Below are 18,985 nucleotides of genomic sequence, written 5' to 3' on the forward strand. Positions count from 1 at the left end.
GAAATGGAGTTGAATACGGAAGAAAGGTAAAAAGCCAGCCTTAGTACTTTCATCCTCGGCTGGCTTTATTGATTATTGTTTAGGTTGGATGGTTGGTTGCTCTATCAAACCTTCTTTGAATACGATGAAGGCTCGGCGGTTAAGGGCATTGGCCTCTTTGGAGCGCTTATTAATTGCCGGTTGTAGCTCACCAAACGATTTCACTTCCCATAAGAATTGCGATGGGTCGATTTTGGTTTTCAGATACTTCACAACTTCAGATGCTCGGCGCTGTGCCAACTTCTCGTTGTATGACAGCGAACCAATTTGGTCAGTATGACCCGCAACAAGAATACTGCCCTGCAAGCCTTGCAACTTATCAGTGAAGCTGTCTAATTTGGCTAAATCTTCCGGCTTCAGCTGTGACTTGTCGAAATCGAAGTGCGGTGTCATCGCCATGTAGATTTTGCGTTCCGGTTTTGGTGGCTCACAAAATGGCATTTCTTCATATTTTTGCGCTTCCTCGAACACCACAAAAGCACGGCGGTTTTCAGCACGATCCTGATCGGTTTTACCCAGCGCTAATGGTTGCGTTTCACCAAAATACTTCACTTCCCAGTCATAATGGTCTGGATTAAGTTTTTCTTTAAGGAAGCTCTCCACTGATTGAGCGCGACGCAGTGACAAGGCTTCGTTGTATTCCAGTGAGCCTTTATAATCGGTATGACCAACAATGGTAATTCGACCGCTTAAGCCTTCGATTTCATGCAAGAAGGCATTCAAACTCGTCGCATCTACGTCTCGAATGTTGTACTTATCAAAAGCAAAGTGCTCTGCCACAGCAATGTGAATTTCTCGCTCTGGCGCTAAACATTCGCTGATTAAGAATTTCGATACGTCCAAGTCGGTAAACTTGTCTCGGTTCTCTTGGCTTACGTAAGTATCGGTGGCGCAACCAGAGATAAGCAGCGTGCCCACTACCCCACCAAGAAGACGAAGGGTTGTTTTCATAAATTCCTCTCACTCATTCACGGATGGGGTTATAACTTACCAACCAAGTTGATGAATACGCCTTGTGCGTCGTAGTCATCATCGTTGGTTAAGTCGCTATCAAAGGCAGAGAAGTTGTAACCAATACCGACTTTGAAGTTGTTACCAATGTGCTTATTCACTGACACCAAGGCACCATGTTCCAACTCATCATTTAAGGTATCCGTTTTCCAGTGGTATTCACCGGTGACGTCCCACTCTTTCATCACTCGATAAGAAGCACTTAAGCCATACAGGTCAATGTCGCTTTTGACGATTTCGTTCTTACTGGATTCACGCGCAAAGACTTCTTCTTTGTCTTTATGTGCGTATTTCGCGCCGACATCCCAGTTTTCATCGATGCTGTAAATCGCTTCGACTTCGATGATTTGGCTGGTTTCATCTTGGTAATCCACATCACGGTCTAGTTGGTCATAATCCGCAATGTAGGTATAACGGCTCAATAAGTTCAGACGGTCGTTGTAGATTGGACGGTATGCTAAGCCACCTGTTGCCTCGACAAAGCGCGCCATGGTCTCACCTGTGGTTTGACTCTCAGTAATCGAGTAGTTGTACTTACCAAACAAGGTGTGCTCTTCCGTTAAGCGATGCGTGTAACTGTTGGTCGTCACGATCTGCTCCAGCTCTCGCTGTGCGACATCAGGATCGTCTTCGTTCTTGTCGACACGGTATTCCAGTTTGTGACTCAAGTTGATGTCATCCAAATCGATTGACGCATTCAAGCTGACAGATTGTCGTTCAGTGATTTGGTTTTCATCGTCTTCGATTTCACCTTGTTGATAACCAATGCCCATTTCGACATCGTCCGTCACGTCGTAACCAAATCCGTAGGAGTCGATACGGCCGTGGCCATCGTTTTCATCGACAAATTGGTTCTCTTGGTAGAAATCCACACTTGAAGTCAGATCAGCACGTTGGCCGACAATCACGTTGTTTTCACCTTCGTAGTTATCATCTACGTAAGTGACATAAGTAGAATGGTCGTCAGAGACATCATAGGTCACGGTCGCTTCGGCAATTTCACCACGGTCACCAGTGGTGTACTCACCGCCCAGTGATAAGTCTTCCAACACGCGGAACTCAGCCCCCACAGAAACGCTGTCATTATCGTCGTAGTCATCCGATTGGTTCATGGTGGTTTGGCCTTTGACATACACGCTGTTATCACTATCCCACATGTAATCCAAACGTAAACCCGCCAAGGTTGCATTACTTTGCTCATCGGCTTGGTTGAGCTCATCTACCTGTTGGCCTGCTGCCGATAGCTTGATGTGCTGAGTCAGTTTGAATTGGGTTTCTAGCTCAATGGTCTCGGAATCTGTTTTCAGATTGCCATCCATGTCACGCTCTTCGTTAGCAGAAAAACGCGATAACACCGCAATACGGTCAGTGGCTTGCAGACGCAATTCCGCTCCATACGCTTCTTGCTCAAGATCGTCGCTGCTGCTTGCATAGCTGTAACCGGCATCTTTGTCTTTATACCAAAGTTTGACGTCGTTACCGACCGCACCGAAGATGCTTGGTGCCAAGTCATACAAGTTCGCAACTGCTGTAACTTGAATGCTGTCACCTTCGCGGTCTTCTAGACTGTCACCAATCGGCGTAAAGGTTAAACCACCATCGTACGAGACAAAGTTCGACTCGGTTTGTCGACCTTCACTGTGAGCGAATTCCGCTTTGATGAACGTTCCTTCCGTTGCACGAAGCGTTAAATCAGAGCTGTAAACTTGGTAGTTTTGATTATCTTTCTCTTCCGTCGCGTAGGTGACGCCAAGACCGATGTAGTCATTCACCCAGCCTTTCACACGGCCGCCGTAAGACATCGCATCCAGTGAGTCAGAGCCTTGTGGTACGTATTCGTAGTCCACAACCAGATAGTTTTCGTAATCGTCGTTGCCTTCAATCACGCTGCCAAAGCTGTCAGACATGATGTTGTCTAGTGGCTTCGTCAGGATAATTCGACCTTGGTATGGGTCGAATTCATAGTCACGCCCCGGCTCTAGTGGCACTTCGTTTTGCGTGAGGTTATTTTCATCGACAACCTTAACGTAAACCTTATCACTTCCTGGTACGGCTTCACCATGACGCAAGAAGTAAAGCGAGCCGCCTGTGCCCAAAAATTCATCGTGTGCGTAAAGAGAATCCGCTTCTGCTGCAAAGCCAACGATGTTTAATCGGTCTTCACCGTATTGAGTGGTATCACGAGTGCGGTAGTCTGCTTTGAAGCCATATAAGCTGCGGTTGTAATCGCTGGTTTCTGTGCCTGTGACACCCGTGTTGTAGTTACCCCACAAGTACTGAGACTTGTCGTATTCTACATTTAGGTAGACTTTGCCCTTGGTATTGACCACTTTCTCGATGTTTGAGCTGTCGCCATAATTGCCGTAGTACAACTCGTCATCGTCTTCCAGAATATCAAACACGTCTGAATCTTCCGATGCAAACGGATGCTTAAACATGTCTTTCAGTTCACTTTCTTTGGTGTCAAAGTGGGTAGTAATACGCAGCTTGTCACCAAACTTACCTTGGCCAAAGTACGCCAAACGACCTTGGTTGTAGATGTCGTTTTGGTATTGTTCATCAACGCCAAGCGCTGCACTGTTGCCTGATACGTTGTTCTTACCGATGTACAAATCCGCCAAACCAGTTTGAGCATAGTAAGTGTCTGGGATACGCACGTAGAGTTGGTAACGGCGCTCATCGCCATTATCAAACACGACTTTGGTTGGAAATACGTACGCGTCGGTAGGTAGGTACTGCTCAGCGTATAAGTTGCCATCTTCAACGTTGAATTCGTCTTCACCAATGATGACTTTATCAACGCCTTTAAGGCCGGTACCAATAAACTTCGCCAGACCTGCGTCAGTCGGAATGTTGTGACGCATCAACTTAGCTTGGCCATAGCTGCGGCCTTTGCCTTCTTCGTCCTCGTTGTCGTTTCGGTCGATGTCCACTTCTGCATCCGGACGAACGAGATCCGTCACACCAACCGTAGTGACATCCATATTGCCGTCTTTGTCCCATGCTTTTAGTCGGAACAACAGCTGGCCACCAACGTCAAACTGGTAGTCTACATCTGTAGCACCGTCCCAGTTGATATCAAAATCGTTGGCCAACTTATCGCCTTCCAGCACAGCAATCGGCTCGGACAAACCAAAGTCGCCCACGCGATAAACTTCAAGTTGGTATTTTTTGATGTAGTAGCTGTAGTTAGTGGTAATGGTGAAACCAACGCTATCGCGCAGCGTACCCTCTTCCACCTCCAGCTCATCACTGACGCTCACATCCAGCACTGGATCAAATCGCGTGATATCACGACTCGCCCAAATTGCGCCTTGGTCTAAATAAATACGCGATGCGTCGTCTTCTTGTTTTGGTGTTTCGACCGTGATGTCAGTGGTTTCTGACTCGAGTTTCTCTAGTTTGCTGGTATCGGCGGCCATGCCCATCATCGGCACGGCAGACATAACACAGGTAGCTAAACGAGACTTACTAAATACTTTCATACAAATTCCAGATACTGCTCCAATGACTCACTACTCTTGCTCGGTGTCTTTCGCTTTGCGATGAACACTGAAGTTAAACTTCGTGAGCTTATTCGGGGTAATTCGCAACACTTTCGGGTTTTCGCTCACCACTTCCATCGAAGTCGGTAACGAGTCAGTGTCTAACTTCACAAGGAAGTTTTTCCCTTTCTTATTCAGCACCCATTGGTCGGGCACGTGGTAGCGTCCGTACTGGTCTGTATGAATGACGATGCCTTCCACCGTCATCAGCTTGACACCTGGTATCCCGTCTTCATAAACCCCTTTGTTCTCAATCACGATTTCCCACAAGTAGGCATCGCCATGTCGATAGAGGTTTCTTGTGACGTTAAGATTCTCTGCACTTAGGCCGTTCTTTTTGTCCGATTCATGCGCAAACTTGATTTGGCCTTGCGCATCAAATTCGATGCGTGAACCACCGTCCGATGTGACGGTAAAATCAAAACTCTCACGAGTACGTGTTTTGAATTGAATCGCGACAGATTTTGTTTCAGAGATGGTGCGGTTTATCGAGTGGCCCCAAAGGTCACCCAATTCAACACCTTCTTGCATGGCTGAAATCACTTGACCATTGTCTTGCTCATCCTCAACCGACAGCTCTTTCCCATCGCGGACGACGATTGTAGAGCCAGCGATGTAGTCCTGTGTAGGCAAGTTGGCAATCAATTCCACATCAAATGCCGTCGCGTCTGCTTGGAAACCGTCTTTGTTGTGGTCTTCAAACACCTTACCGATGATGGATGAGGTATCAAATACCTTGTCCGGCTTTACGGTCACTTTGGCACTGTCTTCGTTCGATACCGCAAGGCCATCGACTTTCGATACCGCGGTGTTGATGTAGTCACCAAACGTCGCGCCCACGGAAACTCGCAGTAGATAACGAATACGCAGTTTCTCGCCCGGGTCGAAGTTCAATGAGGTAAACAGCAGCTTGCCCGTGTCTGATGGTTCAATCGTCAACACTCGGTCGTCTTCATTACCAAACTCACCATCTGGACCACTCAACACCACTTCCGATGTATCAAGGATGTACTTGAAGCCGCCAGGGTAACGGTCTTCCACGGTGACGTTTTTGAAGTACGATTCGTTGTTGTTTTCTACAATGACTTCGTATTCCACGGCATCGCCCACTTGTGCGGTGTCTTGCAACGCCGCTTTTGTTAGCAGAAGTTCACCACTGTTATCTGGGATCTTCTTGATGTGCGTGGTCACGCTGTCACTGGTTTGTGTACCGTCGGTTTCTGTCGCAGTAAAGGTGTTGGTGATGTCGTCATCCAAACCTTTACCTAGTGTGCCCACAACTTCAAAGGCAAACGCATTACGTTTTTTCGACTTAAGGTTGACCGTTAAATCCAAATCTTCGCTTGTTGGGAAGGTATGGCGGTCAATCACGCTGCCACTGTCGTCTACTTCGACACCTTCGATGGTCCAGTCGGTGAAGACTTTGTTGCCCGCTTCATTTTGCAGCTCACTGATTTCATCGGTTAGACGAACGTTAGCTGCGTTACCATCACCTTGGTTTGTCACGGCTAAGTAGTAAGTCACGGAATCATCATCCGGAGTGTATTCCGGCTTATCAGAACGCTTCTCGACCACAAGCTCAGCAGGAACAGGCGGTAAATCCAACGCTGCGACTTGGTCTGCAGAACCCTGCACTGAGGTTGGCGACGGCATCATGCCTTTTGAGCGCGCCATTGCAGCCGGATTCCACGTCAGATCTAAGTAGTAACCGAGTACATCAATGTTGGTCAGCATGTCTTCATTGACGGTCAACGTGAAGGTGTAATCAATCTTACCGCCCGGTGCGATATCAACGATGGTGAACAGATCTTTATCGTCTTCATAATCGCCCGGTTGAGTTTCAGCCCCCTGCCAATCGGCCGTTAGCGTCCAATCATCAAAGGCTTTGTCACGAGAACCATCGATGTAATCACCCATGGATTCACTGAACTGGGTATAGATAGCAACGTTCTTCGCAATACCGCGTCCAATGTTTTCAATCACTAGGTGATATTCCACTTTTTCACCCGGCACGTAATGTGGTGCGTCGGTATAAAGCTCAGCTTGTACAACCGCACTCACACTCTGAACAGGAGGGCTGATCACATCCCCACCATCGACTTGCGCGGTGTTCACAATGGCCCCAGTCGCTGAATCCACAACCGTCCCTTTCGCGCGGAATACCACCTTACCTTTTGGTGCGATATCCACGCTGTATTCTGTTGGGCTAACTGATTCGACATTGCTGCCTATGGTTTGTGATTCAACCTCAAGCGATGTTGAACCATCGACAAACGCAGGGCCTGTCGTACCATCGTAATAACCAACTTGGATAGACGACATGTCATCCACCACGCTCAAATCGGTGATGTAGTTATTCGAGGTGTTCTCGATAGTGATCAAGAACTCCAACTCTTCACCAGGCTCGTATTCGGTTTGAACGTTTGTTTTGGTGGCAACAAAATCGGAATCCATCGGCAGCATAATCGCCGTTGAATCTTGAGAAACACCGTTGTAAGTGACGGTTGCAGTGTTGCTAATCTCACCAATCGCTGTGGTACGGATCAGTGCTTTCACACGGAAGGTCACGGTACTCTCAGGCGCAATATCCATGGTTGCATTAATATCATCGCTCAGCTCGAACGTTTTTGGTGTCACAACCGTACGTTCATCCGATGCTTCGTATGTCACTTCCCACAACATAAACGCCGATTCTTTATTACCACTGGTGGTGTCAACATCGATGTCGCTGATGATGTCTTTCAGTTCAACACCAGAAGCAAACGCCAATGATGTGTTACTCACGGTAATGTCATAGTTGATCAGCTTCGTCACTTCATAAGTTGGAGTGTCTACCGATTTGTCGATGGATACCGTCGCGAGGATGGGTGTACTGATTGCGCTTTTTTCTGTTGTATTCCCTTCAAACGTTGTACTCGCGGTATTGGTGATGTCACCCGTCGCATTGGCTACGGTTGTCGCTTGAATGGTATAAACGATCGTATCTTCTGGAGCGATATCCAGCGTCTCTTTCAGATCTTCACCTGTTGTTGGTGCTGGTACTGGCGTTTCACCCGTTGTTGAAACCGCTGAAATCTGAATTGAACTTGGGTCAAACGCTTTTCCTGTGGTACCACCAGCAAGCGTTGTTTCAATCGACTTCAATGTGTCTTCAATTTCAACGGCTTCTGCCCAACCTAAGCCGTTGTTCTTAACCGTCACGGTATAAGTCAGCGTATCACCCGGTAGGTATTCAAGCTTGTCGACTTCTTTCGCCAACGTGACTTGTGCGTCTTCAGGCAAATACGTCGCTTCCGCTGTGTAGTCTGTGCCATCACTGTTCACTTTAACTAGGTTAGTGATGTTGCCTTTGGCCTTGTCATTAACGGTATTCGTCACAACGAAAGAGTAACTATCACCAGGATGGATACTGTAAGTCGCGCTATAACCCTGATCGGTATCGATCACGTTTTTACGAGCGTTCAGCAAAGGATCGCCACTACCACCCAGTACTTCATCACTGATCACCCATTTACCCGCAAAGGCTTGTTCTTTGTCAGTACTATTCGCCACATCCGTCATAATGGTATCGATGCGATCCGCCAGCACTTGGTCGACCAAGTAACCTTCACCGACGTTAGTTAACGTAATTTTGTATGCAACAGGCTGACCCGGTTGGTATTTCGCATCCGGCTCCGCAATAGGTGTCGTCTCTTTTTTCAGTTCCAATTGGCCCGGTTTTGGTGTGATGTAGCCTTGTGTTAGCTTCGCTCGTTTACTACCCAGACCATAAAGAAGGAAAGCGGTATTGGTAAAACGACCTACGGCATCATCACGAACTTTACCTTGGATGTGGATACGAATGACGGTGTATTTATCACCACCAGTACCTGCATCATCGCGTCCTGCCATTTTTATTGAGCCCGCAGGAATATTGATATCCGGATTGGTTACACCAACGAGTTTATCTAGCTCAGAGAAATCATTTGCTGCAGGGTCAGACGGCGCGGAGTCTAACAGCACTTCATAATCCAGAGTCCATTCTTCTAAAGCGGGCTTCATTGAGCCATCGACGGTTTCAACCTCAAAGCTCGCGATGTCATCTAGTAATCCAAAATAACCTGTACTCACATCATCATTAGTGATGTCGATGTAGTAGTTAACCGTTCCGCCCGGTACATATTGAGGAGTATCCGTCCATTTATTGAGCAAATATTGAGATCGACCCGCATCAAGAATAATGTCATTTGTAGTGTTACTAACACCATTGTGCGTCACTTGAGCTGTATTGGTTATCGTTCCCGTCGCAGAAGCAGCTACCGTGCCTTTCACATCAAAGACTATGTGCTCTCCTGGTCGAAGATCTACCGTGGCATTTAGTGGGACGTTGCCGCTGTAGTTACCTGTTACAGAATAAGACCCGACAGGCTCAACCGCGATCGACGTTGCCCACTGTTTAAATGCATACGTGCCATCTGATGTTTTTATGTTATTGATCGCATCGATAACACGAACGCCATGCGCAATACTATCGCCCGTGTTTTCTAGGGTGACTTGATATTCCACATCACCACGAGGTGCATAAGTACAGCCACCGCCATCACTAGAAGGAACCGAACAAGTCGCGGAATCGCCATCGGTATACTCTAACGTCTTGAAGTAGTTGATTTCTGAAGGCTTAGGTGGAATAGGCTCCGACGAATCCGACTTACCGTCAGCAGTCACTCGGTTCGCTTCAATCTCACCCAGAGCGTCGTCTCTTACTGTACCTGTCAGGTTAAAGGTCAACGCTTCTCCAGCTGCAATATCCACTTCGATATCGAGATTGCCGGCTACGCTGTAACCCGGAACATAGGTATCAATGTTCGCGTCGATACCATTACTCACCGTATGACTGATATCACCAGAGGCATACGCCGGTTTGATTGTTCCGCCAATAACTTCAACACCAATATCGGTCACAGTATCTTGAATACGCACATCGTTCGCCCACCCATTTTCTGGGTTAGTAACCACGAACTCGTACTCCACTTCATCACCAGGGATGTAAGTATCTCCTGAGGTGAAAGGTGCACCATTAATAGACACGACGCGTTTTTCGACATTGATATTATTCGCCAAAGGCAGCAATGTGGCTGTTCGGTTTTCGCCATCGTAGTTCGCGGTGTTTTTAATATCACCCAACGCATCTTCACGGATGGTGCCATGGACGGTGAACGTCAATGACTCCTGAGGTGCGATAACAATGTCATTGTCGATATCAATACGAGAACCATCGACAAAACCAACTGCCTCGGTAATCGAGTCTGGTGCTGCATCTTTAGCCAAACTCACTTCCCAACCCGCATTAAATGGTTGACCGACCGGATCGCCACCCGCCGTCGAATTATCCTCCGCAATTCGAGTTTGAATTGCTGAGATGGTGTCTTTTAGACGAGAGCCATACTCGGTGCCATAGCCACTGTTTTTAATACGAATCAGGTAATAAACCTCACTTTCACCGAGCTCCTGAGAGTAAATCGTTTTATCTCGAGTAAACCCAGCATCGTAATACGCTCTTTTATTAAAGTTAATGGATGGATCCGCCATTGACGCTGGAGGAGATACAGCAATAAATTTGTTTCCATTATCCTCGTCAATAAACGCTCTGTTAGTAAACGTGCCCACTGCTTTCGGACTGATCTTCGCAAGAATCACGTAGCGAACATACGGCGTGGTTAAGAAACCACCGAAGTCTTTGGCTGCAATATCAAAGTGGGTATTGATTGGATCTGTAATAGGTGTGCCTGTGACAATGGCACCATCTACATCTGGATCAGAGATACCAGAACGATCGGTGTCTGTCGTAATGGTCCACTCAACAAATGCAGGGCCTCGACTACCGTCATAGTAATCTGTCTTAATTTCATCAATATCATCGCGAATACTAATGTCATCAACGTGTGCTTCTGCAACGTTTTCGATCAGGATTTCATACTCAACGTAGCCACCTGGCATGTAGTGAGTTGCACCAGTCAGCTTGTTTCCATCTACATCATAGAAAGCTAGAATATTTTTCTCGTACTCAACTTTGTTTACAGTCTGCTTAATACTGTGAGCAATACTGTCGCCATCAACCTTTAACAAGTTGACGATTTCGCCTTGCGCTTTGTCATTAACAGTCGCAACCACTTCATATTCCAAGGTTGCCCCCATTGGAATATCAGCCAATACGTCTAGGTTACTGTCGTTGGAGGTATAAACATTGCCAGCACCTGCGCCTGCGTCGACGTACTCTTTATTGTCACCGGTCGCCTTTGAGGTAATGTCCCAAGTAACGTATGCATCATCTGTACTGCCATCAACGAGATCTACCGTGATATCCTCAAGATTATCGACAATAGGAATGTCATCGGCATTGGCTTTACCGTCATTCTCGATGATCAAACGATACGTAACCGTTTTACCCGGCTCGTAAACCGTTTCATCAGTGATTTTGTCAAAATTCAGGTGATAATCATTCGGAATAACAATGGTGTCACGATAGCTGATATCACCAACCGCATCGGGACGAATCATCCCTTTCACGGTGTACGTAACATCTTCTCCTTCATCAATATCAATCGTAGTCACAATGTCACTGTTGTTGGCGACCGTACCGTCTTTAGTACCATCTGTAGTGCCCGCATTCGCAAGATCACTTTTTTCGACGCTTACGCTGAACTGATTGGTATTTGTCGTAGGATCATAGAACGGGTTGCCCGTTGAGCCATCTTGCAATTGAACTGAAATACCATTAATCAATTCATTCACATCAACATTATTGCGGTAGCCTTTACCATCTTGTGAGGTGTACTTGAAGGTATAGATCAGCTCATCACCTGGAGAGTAACGGTTGATATTAGTGGTACGGAAAACATCACCATTGTTGTAAACCTGATGGTTTTCAGCAACGGCACGTTTGAAATACTCACAATCGGTCGTACAACCAGAATCTCGCATATCGAGCAGTAAAGCTTCATTTCGAATAACATTTAGATTGCCAGCTTCCACGCCATTAGAGACCGCATTATCTTTGACGAGAGCCTTGATCTTTATCGTCTTCAACTCAGTAGGGGCAAGAGATAAAGGAATTCTTACATCATTAGTCGATTCACTTCCATAACCGCTGCCAGTATCAACTAACCAGTGTTCAAAGGCTTGTTGAGTTGCAACATCTTCGACATAACCATCTTTGTCATTAGCAAGCGTTGTAAAAACCTTAGAGAGTTCATCTCTAAGCTCCACCTCTGCCACATTTTCTTCATCACTGTTCTTAACCAAAATCGTATATTCAAGGTACTCACCAGGCGTATAACGAACGACATCTGTCGTCTTTGTAATTGAGACATTGATATCAAACGCGCTGTCTTTGTTGTCGATTTGCGCGGATGAACTGTGGTCGCGGTCCGTTAATGGGTCATAAACATCAACACGGTTAGAAACCTGATCGTGTGGATAATCATTTTTGACGATACCGGACACTTCATAATGCACCCACCCTCCCGGAGTGATATCGACGTCGGTATCGATGTTTTCGTTGTCTGACACATCACCATAACGTGAACCTGGCTCATCGGTATTTGTTGAACCTGTTATAGACCAGCTGGAGAAGAAGTTCAGCGCTTCGATGTCATCCTTGACGGTTGCATCATTGGCGTAACCCACTCCACGGTTGTAGATATAGATATCAAACGTTGCACGCTCACCAACAATAAAATCGGTGTTTTGAGCGGTTTTCGCCACAACAAGGTTTGGCTCGTTTGGATGCGTCGTGACTGAATCCGCTAGATTGATGTTGTCTTCTGCGTCAGTCGACTTGACGGTTGCTGTGTTAGAGAAAGATCCCCACAGGATCTCAGTATCAACACTGCGATCAAGAGAACCAACAATGGTATATGTGATGGTTACACCCGGTGGGATTTGAGCGATAACATCAAGATCATTGTTATCAGAAAAGTCTCCAGCATCAGCAGCCACTTTTAACCAAGGCGAATCTGCCTCAATGTCTGCTGAAATAGTCCACGAGGTGAAGACTTTCTTCATCGCATCAGCAGGCTCCAGCAGTTCTGCCTCAATGGTACTGATGTCATCTTTAATTTCGATATTAGAAGCAAAACCATTGCCTTCAGGGTTAGTCACACTGATGGTGTAAGTCACTTCATTGGCCGTATTGGTGTACCAGCTTTCTTCATCATTCCCATCTACGCGCTTATCCAACACTAGGTAGTAATCACGAGGGTAAGAGCCTCGATCCGAATAAAGCTTGCCATCCACTTCAACTTCGTTTCGGATTTCATCATCCGCAATTGGATTAACTACTGCAGCAATCGAATAAATGATGGTTTCTTTAGGGGCAACGGTCGCATTTACATCTAAGATGTTCTTATTGCTCTGATTACCAGCAATTTCGCCCGTAAAGCCCGGCTTACTGTTTGTGGAAACATTGCCCCCCTCATCATAAGAGGTCGCCGTTACCACCCAACTTACGTAAGCTTTGGTTGATGTACCGTTGATAGAAGTCGTGGTTACAGAAGCCAGATCATCATAAACAGGTACATCGATCGCGAATCCTCCACCGCTGTTTTCTACTGTGATGGTGTAGTTTAGGGTGCTACCCGACGAGTAGTAGCGAGAGTCTACTTCTTTTTGAACTTTTAAGTTTGAGTTTGGCATTTGAACACCAGAACCAATTTCGCCTAGGTTATCCCCCAAACAAAGTCCCGCATCTGTGCCATCATCAACAACCTGACCTACACTGTCGTCCGCCACTCTTGCAGTCAACTTGTAACGAACATAACCTTCAGGAGCCAAATCGACTTTTAGGTCAATATCGTCGGTGGTCCAAGCGCCATAATCAAAAGAGCCGTAGTTAGAGCCTTCGCCACGGCTATCCGCGACTTCAAGTTTCCATTCAGAAAAAGCAGATCCAGACGAACCATCAACTTGCTCAGTGACGTTACACGCAAACTTATCTAACACGATGACATCATTGGCAAAGTATTTTGAATCCGCGTTCGAGATTTCGATGTCGTAAACCACTTCATTCTCACCAGAAACACCTGGCACATACGTCGTGTCTTTGGTTCGCTTGTTGCGTTTAATTTGGCTCGATGATGAATCGAGAACATCTTCCGTGTTTAGCGTATTTGCAAGCACGCCAGCTGAATCAGCGCCGCCTTCATCGTTAAGAACTTTCGCCTCCAACTGAGGGACCTTACCGATAGAAACGGGACTTGCATGCACCACAATGGAATAAACGATCTCTTCACTAGGGTAGATAGACACTTTATCGTCGAGTGATTTGTCGGTTTGCTTGCCCGATGCTTGTAGCTCAGAAAGGCTGTTCGAGCCAATCGATACTACTTCATTGGTCCAAGTCGAGTACGGGTTACCCGTTGTGTCGTCGGCATTTTTGTCGTTACTGATGTCGTTGCCTAGATCCGACTTCAACGAGTCCATCAACTGCTGAACAGTGTAGTTGTGAGCGATACCTGCACCAGAAGCGTTACGCACTGTGATGGTGTATGAGAAATCTTCGCTAACGAGATAATCGTCCGTTTTGTTGAGCGAGTGCGAGAGTGTGACATCAGCGTCTTTTGGCGGCGTTGTGATGCCACCAGCTGATTGGTTATCGTCACGTGTTTTTGCTTCAGCGCTATCATTGATGATGTCGCCGACCAACGTTGAATCGACTTGACCTCGAATGGTATAGGTGACCGAACCACCAACGGCGATAGATACATCCTTCGCATCCAGGTTGCCGCTTGTTGAGAACGTCCCCGCATCACTCCCCCTTCCCGAGGTAGAAGAACTGTTCGAGACTGACGTAAAGGCTGGAATCATTGCACCATTAATGTCTTCGGCCTCAATATCTGCTACAAGGTCGGTAACCGTCATACCTTGGATTTTTGCAGAGCCTGTGTTCGATACTTTTAGGGTGTAAACCAGAGCCTGCCCTGCGCCATATTTATCAACCGACGCAGAAAGATCGATGCTGTGCTCATACACCACTCTCTGGTGGGTAGTAGTGTTTGAGTCTTCTCGTGAAAGCGCACCAGAGCGAACATTGGCAACGTTGTTGATATCACCCGCCGCCTGCTCAGAAACGGTTGCTTTGATGGTGTAGGACACCGTGCCGTTGTTGCGAATTCGAACATCAGTGGCAGTTAGGTTGCCATTTCTGTCGTAGTCACCAGCAGAAGATAGAAAAGAAGCGGACGCGGAGATCTCTGCGCTTTCAAATGCATTCACTGAACCGCCAGAATCACCGGAAGTCATGATGTTCATGATCTCATCATTGACCTCTAACCCGGAAAGTGTGGAACCAGAGGTGTTGGTTAAGGTCAATGTATATTCAATCTGGCTGCCGTTATCGTATTGGCCACTTACCGGTGACAATTGGACATCAAGCCCGGCTATATCCGCTTTCGCAGGCATAGCAATCAATACCATTAGGAACGACAAAAACGCACCACCTAAGGAGCGAATCAAACGACTAAAATCTTTCGACATACTTACTTCTACTTTCCAAATCAGCTAGTTAAGAAAACCAGGATTAATCAAGGCGAATTAATCAGCAGAAAAGTTTAGCGAAGCGAATGTGATTACAGTCGGCATCTTTCGAGCGAAGAGTTTTTTAAATGCCTATTACGACCATGAAGAAAAACAATATGTAAGGCAGGGTTTAAGGGGGGTAGCATTCAAAGCATTGATATATCGCTACAACTCGCCAAATCAGAACCAATGATTTTATAACTCTTTAGTTGATAAAAACTTATAAAATCGGTCAATAAGCAATCAATTTAAAATCGGAAAGGGAAATTTTTGTTGACATGAAAGACTAGGAACGCGCTATTTCAGAGCATTCCTAGTCGATAGAAATGGAGCTCTTCTTAATCTAGTAAGCTGTCTTGATAAATCATTTTTTTACTCATTCCACCATCAACGACCAAGTTATGGCCATTAATGAAGTCATTCTCTGGGTGCGTTAAAAAAAGACACGCATTAACAATATCTTTTACTTTCCCGACTCGACCTGATGGGTGCTGTTGATGGTCAAAGCTATCAAGCTCACCATACCCTTCAACCTGAATCCAACCGGGGCTAACCGCGTTGACGGTAATTGGCGTATCTGATAACGAAATGGCCATCGATTGTGTCATAGAGACCACACCACCTTTAGATGCGCCGTAAGCATCCCAACCAGATTCATTTTGATTCCAGCGCGTAGAGGCAATGTTGATGATTCGTCCATAAGGCTGAGCATGATTCAATGCGATAAATCGTCGGGAACAAGCAAACGCGCCTTTGAGGTTGACATCAATCACACGTGAAAACTCTTCAAAAGTCAGCTGCTGAATGGGTTTGTTGAAGTTGGCGATCGCACCATTGTTGATGAGAACATCGACTTTGCCGTACTTTCTTTGAATCTCATCAAAAGCCTGTTCAATCTGCTCTGGTCGCCCTAAATCAACGAGGTGAAAATCCATATCTGGATTCTTATTGGGTGCAATGTCTAGCACGATAACTTTTGCTTGTTGCTCAAGGTAGGCAAGAGCAAGGTGTTGACCGATACCTTGGCTACCGCCAGTAATCACGACCACTTTATCTTTATACATACAGAGTTCTTAATTGTTTTTAATAACCCCAATTTTAGAGCCCCAACGCATAAAAAAATAGGCACTATTCTCGCAAAATCATGCCTAAAGAGTGCTGAGTCAACAACCGCTATTGTTGTTATTCTTTATCCAAAATCACCAGAGATGTATCGCTTAGTACGATCATTATCTGGGCGGTGGAAAATTTTATCGGTCGTGCCATATTCTTCTAACTTACCGAGGTACATAAAACCGGTGTAATCAGAGATACGCATCGCTTGCTGCATGTTATGCGTAACGATAACAATGGTGTATTTATCACGCAGTTCAGTAATCAAGGTTTCAATCGCTGCAGTCGCAATTGGGTCAAGCGCAGAAGTGGGTTCATCCATCAAGATTACTTCCGGCTCTAGAGCGATCGTACGAGCGATACATAAACGCTGCTGCTGACCACCCGACAAGCCATTTGCGTCTGCATCCAGCTTGTCTTTCACCTCTTCCCACAAATGCGCACGTTTTAATGCAGACTCAACACGATCTTTGATTTCTGCTTTGCTAAACGTACCTTGGATTTTGAGACCAAACGCCATGTTATCGTAAATCGACATTGGGAATGGTGTCGGTTTTTGGAAAACCATACCGACTTTAGAGCGCAACTCGTTAACATCGGTGTTGTTAAAGATGCTTTCGCCATCCAACAGGATTTCACCTTCTGCATACTGATGACCATACAAATCGTAAATTCGGTTCAAGGTACGAAGAAGCGTGGATTTACCACAACCAGATGGGCCAATAAGTGCCGTCACTCGGTTTTTGTAAATCGGCATGGATACCGATTTCAGAGCTGCATCTGCGCCTTTGTTGTAGTAAAAATCTAAATTTTGAATATCCATACGATGAATCAGATTTGCTGTCACATCGTTGGTATTAATGCTGTCTACCAAAGTGCTCATAGTAGGTCCGTTCATGTTGTTTGTAGTGACTGGGTTTAAAGTTGCCGTGTTCATGCTCTTCTCGCTTTAAATAGCTGCGGCAACGAAGTCGCCAGTACGTTAACAATCAAAATAAAGGTCGTGATAATCAGTGCACCAGCCCATGCTAGCTCCTGCCACGATGTGTATGGACTCATCGCAAACTGGTAAATCGTTACTGGCAAGTTTGCCATCGGTTGGCTCATGTCCGTGGTCATAAAACTGCTGTTTAGCGCGGTAAACAACAAGGGTGCTGTTTCACCCGAGATACGTGCGATAGACAATAGAATCGCGGTAATAATACCCGGTGCCGCAGCTCGGTAGCTCAGTTGAGTTATCACGCGCCATTTAGGGGCACCTACGCCACTGCCCGCTTCTTTGAGTGTTGGTGGAACAAGACGAAGCATCTCTTCTGTTGAAGCAACAATCACTGGCAATGCAAGTACCGCGAGTGCAATTGCCCCCGCCCAACCCGAGTAACCACCAGTTGGAACCACAATCAAAGCGTAAACAAACAGACCGACGAGAATCGATGGTGCGCTCATTAGCATGCCGTTAAGGAAGCGCAAAGACTCAGCAATCTTGTTGTCTTTACCTGCCTCAGCAAGCCAAGTTCCAGCCAGAACACCAATCGGTGCTGCGATTAAAATGCCCAAACCAGTCAGCATCAAGCTACCAATTAGTGCGTTTTTCAAACCACCTTGGCTGCCAGGACCTGGCGTCAGTTCAGTGAAGGTAGCCAAACTCAAGCCCTTCACACCTTCACCGACAAGCGTGTACAAAATACTGGCAAGAACAAAGACACCGAATGCAGCTGACAAAGAACAAAACGCTAAGAAACTAAAGTTCTTAAATTTTCTAGTATTCATGATGACTTCCTTAGTAAACGTCGAGCAAAGCCCATCACGAAGAAAGTGATAATAAAGAGCACGACGCCAAGCCCAATAAGTGAAGCGATATGAATTGGGTCTGTCGCTTCGTTAAATTGCTGAGCAATCGTCGATGAAATTGAGCTCGATGGCATAAAGAATGAGAACTCAATACGACTCGCACCACCGATAACAAAAGCCACCGCCATTGTTTCGCCAAGTGCTCGCCCTAGGCCAAGGATGCCAGCACTCACCGTTGCATTTTTCACTTTTGGGATAAGAACTTTGGTGATCACCTCAAATGGTGTCGCACCTGTTCCATACGCCGCTTCACGAAGAACATCAGGAACCGATTTAAGTGCGTCACGCGTCAATGACGTCATGATTGGCAGAATCATAAATGAAAGGATAATGCCCGCCGCTAACAAACCGATGCCAATCGGTGGCCCATTAAACCAGCGACCGATCAAAGGAATATCAACTAAATGCATGCCTGCCCACATTTGGAACCCTTCAGAGAACCATGGAACAAAGACAAACAATCCCCACATACCATAGATAATGCTTGGTACGGCAGCGAGTAGCTCAATAGCCTTACTCACTGGCTGACTTAACCATTTAGGTGCTAGTTCAGCGAGGAACACTGCCGTACCTAACGCGATAGGTGCAGCAATAACAATAGCGATGAAAGAAGTAACAAGTGTGCCGTAAATTGCCGAGGCAGCACCAAATTGACCATTAATAGGATCCCAAATATCTCTAAATACAAAGCCAGGGCCAAATTCTTTAAAAGCAGGCCATCCACCTTCAATTAATGATAATAAAATACCAGTTAGAGTCACAAAAATTAATAAAGCACTCGCGAAACTCAATTTATTAAAAACCGAATCACCATTTACTTTATTTTTAATAGCTAATGTAGTCATAATATTTTATTCAGTTGTCTGAAGAAT

7 protein-coding genes are annotated in these 18,985 nt (G+C 46.1%); all 7 read right to left on the minus strand.

Annotated elements, in window-relative coordinates:
- Positions 1-72: 72 nt before the first annotated feature.
- Positions 73-990, minus strand: coding sequence for an OmpA family protein (locus L1076_RS03540; RefSeq protein ID WP_237303146.1), 918 nt, complete (start codon positions 988-990; stop codon positions 73-75).
- 29 nt (positions 991-1,019) lie between these two features.
- Positions 1,020-4,535, minus strand: coding sequence for a hypothetical protein (locus tag L1076_RS03545; RefSeq protein WP_237303147.1), 3,516 nt, complete (start codon positions 4,533-4,535; stop codon positions 1,020-1,022).
- Positions 4,536-4,565: 30 nt separating this feature from the next.
- Positions 4,566-15,107: a DUF11 domain-containing protein gene (locus L1076_RS03550; protein WP_237303148.1), complete on the minus strand. Its 10,542-nt coding sequence runs from the start codon at positions 15,105-15,107 to the stop codon at positions 4,566-4,568.
- A gap of 380 nt (positions 15,108-15,487) precedes the next feature.
- Positions 15,488-16,213 carry an SDR family oxidoreductase gene (locus L1076_RS03555; protein ID WP_237303149.1) on the minus strand — a complete coding sequence of 242 codons (726 nt, stop codon included), beginning with the start codon at positions 16,211-16,213 and terminating at the stop codon, positions 15,488-15,490.
- A gap of 125 nt (positions 16,214-16,338) precedes the next feature.
- Positions 16,339-17,199 carry a phosphate ABC transporter ATP-binding protein PstB gene (gene pstB, locus L1076_RS03560; RefSeq protein WP_237303150.1) on the minus strand — a complete coding sequence of 287 codons (861 nt, stop codon included), beginning with the start codon at positions 17,197-17,199 and terminating at the stop codon, positions 16,339-16,341.
- Positions 17,196-18,032, minus strand: coding sequence for a phosphate ABC transporter permease PstA (gene pstA / locus L1076_RS03565; protein ID WP_237303151.1), 837 nt, complete (start codon positions 18,030-18,032; stop codon positions 17,196-17,198). The genes pstB and pstA overlap by 4 nt, the downstream gene beginning before the upstream one ends.
- On the minus strand, positions 18,029-18,958 hold the full coding sequence (gene pstC / locus L1076_RS03570) for a phosphate ABC transporter permease subunit PstC (protein ID WP_237303152.1): 930 nt from the start codon (positions 18,956-18,958) through the stop codon (positions 18,029-18,031). Before pstC ends, pstA begins: the two co-directional genes overlap by 4 nt.
- Positions 18,959-18,985: the final 27 nt, after the last annotated feature.

It is taken from the genome of Vibrio sp. MMG023, from assembly GCF_021654215.1.
Taxonomy (GTDB): domain Bacteria; phylum Pseudomonadota; class Gammaproteobacteria; order Enterobacterales; family Vibrionaceae; genus Vibrio; species Vibrio jasicida.